This is a genomic window from Burkholderia sp. HMSC10F09 (assembly GCF_001806955.1).
GTDB classification, from domain to species: domain Bacteria; phylum Pseudomonadota; class Gammaproteobacteria; order Burkholderiales; family Burkholderiaceae; genus Burkholderia; species Burkholderia multivorans.
On the sequence record NZ_KV786587.1, the window covers coordinates 1 to 8186 of the forward strand.

Genomic DNA, 8186 nt, shown 5'->3' on the forward strand with positions numbered 1-8186 from the left:
GACCGGTGCGGCCGGTGCCGGCGCTGCCGATGCGGCGGCCTGCAGCGCCGCTTCCGATACGGCAGCCGGCACGGCGGCAACCGGCGCCGCGTTCGATGCGCCGCCCGCGGAAGCGTCCTCGACCGGCGAGGCCGTCGCCGCCGCTGCGGCCGAGGCATGCTGCTGCGCGTCGTTGCCCTTCAAGCGCGCGAGCCAGCGCGACGAATCGCCGCCAGTGTGCCACATGAGCACCGCGATCACCGCGACCACGACGAGCGCCGTTCCCCATAGCCACGGATGGTGGCGCGACGAGTGTCCGAGCGGAATCGACACGCGGCCGCGCGGCAGATCGGCGCCCGACGACGCGGGCATCGACAGATCGACCTCCGGCACGCCGCGCTCGCGGCGCAGCGCCTGCGCAAACGGTTCCGGATCGACGCCGAGCATCTTCGCGTAGCTGCGCACGACGCCCAGTGCGAACGTCACGCCGGGCAGATGGCTGATGTCGCCGGCCTCCAGCGCCCGCAGCTTCGGCGGAGCGACCTTGAGCCGCGCCGATACGTCCTCGACCGTCCACCCCTTCGCCTCCCGAAGCTGCGCCAGCCGGCTGCCGACCGCGACCAGCGATTCCAGTCCCGCCGGTGCCGGCTGTGCGGCATTCGTCTCTGCGCCGTTTGACGGCTGCGGCTCACTCATCCTTGTCCTCGCGTCGATTCTTCTTCACTGGCGGGTGCGCCGGCTCCACCGGCCGCCCCCGCAACTGTTCATGCCATGCGCGGCGCCCGTGCGCCGCGACGATCGCTATTCGCGTGTTGTACCGCCACTGGTTCGGGCATCCCCGGCCGGGTCACCCCGTCAAACCGCCCGAACCTCGATGATTTTTCCTGCGCCCGTTCGTTCCGCCAGGCGCGTGCGGTCCTTCACTGCACCGGCGAGCTGACCGCATGCGGCGTCGATGTCGTCGCCGCGCGTCTTGCGCACGGTCGTCACGACGCCCGCGTCGGTCAGGATCTGCGCGAAACGCTTGATCTGCTCCGGCTTCGAGCGGATGAGGCCCGACTCCGGGAACGGGTTGAACGGGATCAGATTGAACTTGCACGGCACGTCGCGCGTGACGGCCAGCAGTTCGCGCGCATGCGCTTCGGTGTCGTTCACACCGTCGAGCATGCAGTATTCGAAAGTAATGAAGTCGCGCGGCGCGACCTTCAGATAACGCTGGCACGCAGCCATCAGCTCGCGCAGCGGATGCTTCTTGTTCAGCGGTACGAGTTCGTCGCGCAGCGCATCGTTCGGCGCATGCAGCGACACCGCGAGCGCGACCGGCAGCTCGGCGCCGAGACGGTCCATCATCGGCACCACGCCCGAGGTCGACAGCGTGACGCGACGGCGCGACAGCCCGTACGCGTTGTCGTCGAGCATCAAGCGCATCGCGGGAACGACCGCGTTGTAATTGAGGAGCGGCTCGCCCATGCCCATCATCACGACGTTCGTGACGACGCGCTCGGCCTTGCCGTTCGGCCCCGGCGCGCGCCCGAGCGACGCACGCAGCGCAAATTCGGCCATGCGCAGCTGGCCGATGATCTCGGCCGTCGACAAGTTGCGCGAGAACCCCTGCTTGCCCGTCGAACAGAAGCGGCAGTTGACGGCGCACCCGGCCTGCGACGACACGCAGAGCGTGCCGCGCGTTTCCTCGGGGATGAACACGGTTTCGACCGCGTTGCCGTTGCCGACGTCGACGAGCCACTTGCGCGTGCCGTCGGCGGAAACGTGATCGCTGACGATGTCGGGCATCGCGATCGACGCGCGCCCCTTCAGCTTTTCCCTGAGGGACTTCGCGAGATCGGTCATGCCGTCGAAATCGCCGGCGTTGTACTGGTGGATCCAGCGCTGCAACTGCTTGGCGCGGAACGGCTTCTCGCCGAGGCTGCCGCAGTACGCGACAAGACCCTCGGCGTCGAAGTCGAGAAGATTGACGGAAGTTTCGCTCGTCATGATGTGCTGCCTTGCCGCGTGCGCTGAATCCTGCCTACTTGCTGGAAGCCAGGGCTTAGCGCGAGTAAACGTTCATTTCCGGGAAGAAGAACGCGATTTCGACCGCTGCCGTTTCCGGTGCGTCCGAGCCGTGCACGGCGTTCGCGTCGATGCTGTCCGCGAAGTCGGCGCGGATCGTGCCCTTTTCAGCCTTCTTCGGATCGGTCGCGCCCATCAGGTCGCGGTTCTTCAGGATCGCGCCTTCGCCTTCCAGAACCTGGATCATCACCGGGCCCGAGATCATGAAGTCGACGAGGTCCTTGAAGAACGGACGCGCCGCGTGAACCGCATAGAACTTCTCAGCGTCTGCACGCGACAGATGCGCCATGCGCGCTGCGACGATCTTCAGGCCGGCGCCTTCGAAACGGCTGTAGATCTGGCCGATCACGTTCTTTGCCACCGCATCCGGCTTGATGATCGACAGGGTGCGCTCGATTGCCATAAAAACTCCAAGAAATTAAGAAGTTACAGGTTCAAATGAATCCGCTATTGTAGCACGATCCCGTGTATCATTGCGATTGAACCCTTACACGATCGAAAGGTTCCAAAACGATGTGTTCTGCGCGGCGCGGCCATTGAAACCTCGCGGCGCGGAACGTATCTTAGCCATAGCTGTTCCGGTTTGCTGCGCCGCACACCGCGTGTGCCGAACCGGCCCCGAACGCCCTGCGTTCAATGTTAGGAGAAACCATGAACGACTATCCGTACAATTTCGGCCGAGGCGGCTCCGTTACCACCGCCGAGGTTCGCAACCGCGTGCTGCGGAACACGTACTGGCTGCTCGCGCTGTCGATGGTGCCGACGGTGCTCGGTGCGTGGGTCGGCGTCGCGACGGGCTTCTCGCTGTTCGCGGCCACCAGCCCGATGATGAGCCTGCTGGCGTTCTTCGCGATCGCGTTCGGCTTCATGTTCGCGATCGAGCGCACGAAGAACAGCGCGGCCGGCGTGTTCGTGCTGCTCGGCTTCACGTTCTTCATGGGCCTGATGCTGTCGCGGCTGCTGAGCTTCATCCTCGGCTTCTCGAACGGGCCGTCGCTGATCATGCTCGCGTTCGGCGGCACCGGCATCATCTTCGCCGCGATGGCGACGATCGCCACCGTCAGCAAGCGCGATTTCTCGGGCCTCGGCAAGTGGCTGTTCATGGGCGTGATCGTGATCCTGCTCGCCTCGGTCGCGAACATCTTCCTGCAGCTGCCGGCGCTGATGCTGACCGTCTCCGTGCTCGCGATCGCGATCTTTTCCGCGTACATGCTGTTCGACGTGCAGCGCGTCGTGAACGGCGGCGAAACGAACTACATCACCGCCACGCTTGCGATCTATCTCGACCTCTACAACGTGTTCACGAACCTGCTTGCGCTGCTCGGCATCTTCGGCGGCAACCGCAACTGACGTTCGCGGCATCCGACGAAAAACCGGCCCGTCACGGGCCGGTTTTTTTACGTCCGCTGCCGCCTGCGTCGCTCAGTCGCGCTCGAACAGCGCGATCGATTCGACGTGCGACGTATTCGGGAACATGTTCACGACGCCGGCGCCCTTGAGCCGGTATCCGGCTTCATGCACGAGCAGGCCCGCGTCGCGCGCAAGCGTCGACGGATTGCAGGACACGTAGACGATCCGCTTCGGCAGCGGGCCCTCGCCGCTCTGCGCGATGTCGGCCAGCGCCTTCGAGACCGCGAGCGCGCCTTCGCGCGGCGGATCGATCAGGAACTTGTCGAAGGCGCCGAGCGCACGGATGTCGTCGGCCGTCACCTCGAACAGGTTGCGGCACGCGAAGGTCGTATGACCGTCGACGCCGTTCTCGCGCGCGTTGGCGAGCGCGCGCGTGGTCAGCGTCTCGCTGCCCTCGATGCCCACCACCTCACGCGCGAGCCGCGCGAGCGGCAGCGTGAAGTTGCCGATCCCGCAGAATAGATCGAGCACGCGATCGTCGCGCGCCGGCGCGAGCAGACGCAGCGCGCGGCCGACCAGCACGCGGTTGATCTGATGGTTCACCTGCGTGAAGTCGGTCGGCTTGAACGGCATCCGAATGCCGAATTCCGGCAGCGTGTAGTCGAGCGACACGTCGAGCGGATAGAACGGCGTGACCGTGTCCGGTCCCTTCGGCTGCAGCCAGAACTGCACCTTGTGTTCGTCCGCAAACGCGCGCAGCAGCGCTTCGTCGTCCGCGTTGATCGGCTCCAGCACGCGCAGCACGAGCGCCGTCACCTGCGAGCCGACCGCGAGCTCGATCTGCGGCATCCGGTCGCGAATCGACAGCCCCTCGACGAGCCGGCGCAGCGGCACGAGCATCGCCGATACGTGCGGCGGCAACACCTCGCAGCTCGTCATGTCGGCCACGTAGCTGCTCTTCTTCTCGTGGAAGCCGACCAGCACGCCGCCCTTCTTCGCGACATGGCGCACGGTCAGGCGCGCGCGATAGCGATAGCCCCACGACGGGCCGTGGATCGGCGAGAAGATCGACTCCGCGCGCAGCTTCGCGAGATGCCACAGGTTGTCCTCGAGCACGCGCTGCTTGATCGCGACCTGCGCGCGCATGTCGAGATGCTGCATCGAGCAGCCGCCGCAGGTGCCGAAGAACGCGCACTTCGGCTGCGTGCGCATCACGCTCGGGCGCAGGATGTCGACGACCGTCGCCTGCTCGTAGCTCGGCTTGCGGCGGTAGCTCGAATAGGTCACGCGCTCGCCGGGCAGCGCGCCCTCGACGAAGATGACCTTGCCCGGCTCGCCGTCCTCGGTCGTCGCACGGCCGACACCGCGCGCTTCCATGTCGAGCGACTCGATCTCGAGAACCGGAGCGCTCCCGGGCGCGGCGGGCACGCTATTCAATTTGCGCGCAGAAGTGGGGACGGCTTCAGACACCAGCTTTTCCTGACAAACGTTGAAGAAGGCGAGATTGTAGACGAAGCTAGCAGCAGAAAGCGGCATCCGCCGCTGGGAGATTCCGTCATGCGCGTGATCGACTGGAACATCCAATGGGGTCGGGACGCCGACGGCGCCGTCGACCTGCGCCGCACGATCGCCGTGGCGCGCCAACTCGCCGACTTCGATGTCCTGTGCGTGCAGGAAATCACGCGCGGCTTCGACGCCCTGCCCAGCCGCCCGGGCGTCGATCAGTTCGCGGAACTGGCGGCGCTGCTGCCAGGCTATACGGTCGTCGAGGCAATCGGCGTCGATCTGCCGCCCGCGCAACCGGGGGCACCGCGCCGCCAGTTCGGCAACGCGATCGCGACGCGGCTGCCGGTCGGCCGCGTGCTGCGCCAGTTGCTGCCGTGGCCGGCCGACGCCGACGCGCCGTCGATGCCGCGCGTCGCGCTCGACGTCGAACTGCTGACGGCGTCCGGCCCGCTGCGCGTCGTGACGACGCATCTCGAGTTCTATTCGGAGCGGCAGCGCCTCGCGCAGGTCGACGCAATACGTGCGCGGCATCGCGAAGCATGCGCACATGCGGACCGGCCGGCGCCGGCGGAAAACGACACGGGCCCGTTCGCCGCGACGGCGCAGTCGCGCGATGCGATCCTCTGCGGCGACTTCAACAGCGCGTTCGACAGCACCGCATACCGGCGCATGCTCGAACCGATCGACGGCGCGCCGGCCTTCGTCGACGCGTGGATTGCGCAGCATCCCGGCCGCACGCCGCCGCCGACGGCCGGCGTCTACGACACCGCCCAATGGTCGGACGGCCCGCTCGCGTGCGACTTCGCATTCGTCACCGACACGCTGTTGCCGCGCCTCGCGCGCTGCGAGATCGATGGCGCCGTGCGCGCATCGGATCACCAGCCGATCGTGCTGGAGCTGCTCGACTGATCGGCTCCGGCAAGCGTTACGCGCCGAAGGCGGCCAGATACTCGGCCCAGTGCGGTGCCGACTCCTGGGCGAGCGCGTTCTTCACGAGCAGAATCTCATCGTCGTACTCGCTCGGTGTGAGGCCGCCGCGCATCAGTTGGAACCGGCAGTACAACAGATACGTATTGACGACGTCCGTTTCGCAATAGTTGCGAATCTCGTCGATGCGCCCTTCCTGGAAGGCCGTCCAGACCTGGCTGCCGTCCATGCCGAGCTTGCCGGGAAAGCCGCACAGTTTCGCGAGCGCGTCGAGCGGCGCGTTCGCGCGCGCCTGATACATCGCGAGCAGATCCATCAGGTCCGTATGCCGCGAGTGATAGCGCGAGATGTAGTTGTTCCATTTGAAGTCGCGGTCGTCCTCGCCGAGATCCCAGTAGCGGGTCGCGGCGATGCGGTGCACGAGCGCGCGGTAATGCAGCACCGGCAGATCGAAGCCGCCGCCGTTCCACGACACGAGCTGCGGCGTGTACTTCTCGATCACGCGGTAAAACGACTGGATCAGCGTCGCTTCGCTGTCCTGCGGCGTGCCGAGCGAGCGCACGCGAAAACCGTTGTTGTCGCGAAACACGCACGAGATCGCAGCGACGCGCTGCAGGTGATGCGGCAGGAAATCGCTGCCGGTCTTCTCGCGGCGCGCGGCGAACGCATGTTCGGCCACCGCGGCATCGTCGAGCGTGGCGGGCAAATCTTCGAGACGGCGAATGCCGTCGACATCGGGAATCGTCTCGATGTCAAAAACGAGAATCGGTGTCATCAGTTACAGAACGGCGTCCTTGCGCACGCCGTTGGACGCGAAGAACCGCTTGAGGCGCACCAACGCTTCCTGCTGAATCTGCCGCACACGCTCGCGCGTCAGCCCCATCTCGTCGGCGAGCTCTTCGAGCGTCGCCGGTTCGATATGGTTCAGCCCGAAACGCCGCTCGATGACGTGCCGATGCTTGTCGGACAGACGCGACAGCCACGCGCGCGTGAGCGTCTCGAGTTCGCGGTGCTGCACTTCGGCGTCGGGCGACTGGCTCTGGTCGTCCGGCAGCAGGTCGAGCAGGCTGCTCGCGGGATCGAGATCGAGCGGCGCGTCGAGCGACGCGGTGTGCTCGTTCAGCGCGAGGATATCGGTGACTTCCTCGGCGGTCTTGCCGGTGAGATAGGCGATGTCGTCGATGCTGGCTTCGCGGCGCTCGGCCGCTTCGCCCGTCGACATCGAGTTTTTTTCCAGGTGACGCTTCGCGCGCAGCACCTGGTTCAGTTCGCGAATCACGTGCACGGGCAGGCGCACGGTGCGCGCCTGGTTCATGATCGCGCGTTCGATGCTCTGGCGGATCCACCAGGTCGCATAGGTCGAGAAACGGAAGCCGCGCGTGGGATCGAATTTCTCGATCGCATGCATGAGCCCGAGATTGCCTTCCTCGATCAGATCGAGCAGCGGCACGCCGCGGTTCAGATAGCCCTTCGCGATGCTGACGACGAGACGCAGATTGCGCTCGATCATCACCTGCCGCGCTTCGAATTCGCCGGCTTTGGCCAGACGCGAATAGCGCTGCTCCTCCTCGACGGTGAGCAGCGGCTTCACGCTGATGCGGTTCAGGTAGTGCTGGATCGTGTCGGCCGTGAGCTCGGCCTGCAGCAGTGCGCGGAAATCGTCGACGTCGGGCGCCGCGTCCGGGCGGTCTTCGCGCTCGTCGCCGCCTTCGGAATCGGCGTCGCGCGCTTCGAAGTCCCGCTCGTTGTCCGCGACGTCGTCGTCTTCGTCCGTCGAAGCGCCAGCGCGATCCACCGATGCTTGCGTGGCACGACTGATCTTCTCAGACTCGGCTTGCGGCTCGTGGCGCTTCGATTTCGGCATGGTCGTCCCGTTATTGAGGCGGCAGATACTTCATCGGATCGACAGGCTTACCCTGTCGGCGAACCTCGAAATGCAGCATCACGCGGTCGGCATCGCTGTTACCCATCTCGGCGATTTTCTGCCCCTTCGTCACCGCGTCCCCCTCTTTTACCATCAAAGCGCGATTGTGTGCATACGCGGTGAGGTAAGTCGCGTCGTGCTTGATGATAATGAGGTTGCCGTAGCCGCGCAGCCCGTTGCCCGCGTAGACGACGCGGCCGTCCGCCGCCGCCTTCACGGCCTCGCCGGCCGTGCCGCCGATATTGACACCCTTGTTCTTCGTGTCGTCGAAACCGTTCAGCACGGGGCCGCGCACCGGCCAGGCGAACGCGATCGGGCCGCTCGGCGCGGCCGTCGTGTCGCTCGATGCGGCGGGCGGCGGCGTGACGGCCGACGGCGCACTCGCCGACGGCGTCGCCGGGCCGCTGCTCAACGGGGCCGTCGCGACCGC

General features: G+C 66.1%; 9 protein-coding genes. 2 read left to right on the plus strand and 7 right to left on the minus strand.

All coding sequences use genetic code 11. The features are described from left to right. The 3 genes from HMPREF3115_RS06250 to ndk all read right to left on the minus strand — a co-directional run. Nucleotides 1-675: helix-turn-helix domain-containing protein (locus tag HMPREF3115_RS06250; protein WP_070553764.1), on the minus strand; the 675-nt coding region annotated here is incomplete at its 3' end. A gap of 159 nt (nucleotides 676-834) precedes the next feature. Then, nucleotides 835-1971 carry a dual-specificity RNA methyltransferase RlmN gene (rlmN, locus tag HMPREF3115_RS06255; RefSeq protein WP_070553758.1) on the minus strand — a complete coding sequence of 379 codons (1137 nt, stop codon included), beginning with the start codon at nucleotides 1969-1971 and terminating at the stop codon, nucleotides 835-837. 55 nt (nucleotides 1972-2026) lie between these two features. Beyond that, nucleotides 2027-2452, minus strand: a complete 426-nt coding sequence (gene ndk / locus HMPREF3115_RS06260; protein ID WP_006399902.1) for a nucleoside-diphosphate kinase — start codon at nucleotides 2450-2452, stop codon at nucleotides 2027-2029. 248 nt (nucleotides 2453-2700) lie between these two features. On the opposite strand from ndk, the gene HMPREF3115_RS06265 reads away from it, so the two are divergent. Further along, nucleotides 2701-3399, plus strand: a complete 699-nt coding sequence (locus tag HMPREF3115_RS06265; protein WP_006399901.1) for a Bax inhibitor-1/YccA family protein — start codon at nucleotides 2701-2703, stop codon at nucleotides 3397-3399. 72 nt (nucleotides 3400-3471) lie between these two features. Here HMPREF3115_RS06265 and rlmD read toward each other — a convergent pair whose 3' ends face one another. Continuing rightward, nucleotides 3472-4869 (minus strand): 23S rRNA (uracil(1939)-C(5))-methyltransferase RlmD, encoded by a 1398-nt coding sequence (rlmD, locus tag HMPREF3115_RS06270; RefSeq protein ID WP_081068871.1) that lies wholly within the window; start codon nucleotides 4867-4869, stop codon nucleotides 3472-3474. 87 nt (nucleotides 4870-4956) lie between these two features. Here rlmD and HMPREF3115_RS06275 point away from each other — a divergent pair, with 87 nt between their 5' ends. Next, nucleotides 4957-5814 carry an endonuclease/exonuclease/phosphatase family protein gene (locus tag HMPREF3115_RS06275; RefSeq protein ID WP_070553760.1) on the plus strand — a complete coding sequence of 286 codons (858 nt, stop codon included), beginning with the start codon at nucleotides 4957-4959 and terminating at the stop codon, nucleotides 5812-5814. A 16-nt stretch (nucleotides 5815-5830) separates the two neighbouring features. On the opposite strand, the gene HMPREF3115_RS06280 is transcribed toward HMPREF3115_RS06275, so the two are convergent. The 3 genes from HMPREF3115_RS06280 to HMPREF3115_RS06290 all read right to left on the minus strand — a co-directional run. Next, nucleotides 5831-6607, minus strand: coding sequence for a 3'-5' exonuclease (locus HMPREF3115_RS06280; RefSeq protein WP_070553762.1), 777 nt, complete (start codon nucleotides 6605-6607; stop codon nucleotides 5831-5833). Nucleotides 6608-6610: 3 nt separating this feature from the next. Next, nucleotides 6611-7696 (minus strand): RNA polymerase sigma factor RpoS, encoded by a 1086-nt coding sequence (rpoS, locus tag HMPREF3115_RS06285; protein WP_006399897.1) that lies wholly within the window; start codon nucleotides 7694-7696, stop codon nucleotides 6611-6613. Between the two features lie 10 nt (nucleotides 7697-7706). After that, nucleotides 7707-8186, minus strand: a 480-nt coding sequence (locus tag HMPREF3115_RS06290) for a murein hydrolase activator EnvC family protein (protein ID WP_176748739.1), incomplete at its 5' end; no start/stop codon positions are given.

Excerpts from the sequence above, each read along its gene's own strand:
- rlmN (WP_070553758.1), bottom strand. The coding sequence starts at position 1,971 with ATGACGAGCGAAACTTCCGTCAATCTTCTCGACTTCGACGCCGAGGGT.
- ndk (WP_006399902.1), bottom strand. The coding sequence starts at position 2,452 with ATGGCAATCGAGCGCACCCTGTCGATCATCAAGCCGGATGCGGTGGCA.
- HMPREF3115_RS06265 (WP_006399901.1), top strand. The coding sequence starts at position 2,701 with ATGAACGACTATCCGTACAATTTCGGCCGAGGCGGCTCCGTTACCACC.
- HMPREF3115_RS06275 (WP_070553760.1), top strand. The coding sequence starts at position 4,957 with ATGCGCGTGATCGACTGGAACATCCAATGGGGTCGGGACGCCGACGGC.
- HMPREF3115_RS06280 (WP_070553762.1), bottom strand. The coding sequence starts at position 6,607 with ATGACACCGATTCTCGTTTTTGACATCGAGACGATTCCCGATGTCGAC.
- rpoS (WP_006399897.1), bottom strand. The coding sequence starts at position 7,696 with ATGCCGAAATCGAAGCGCCACGAGCCGCAAGCCGAGTCTGAGAAGATC.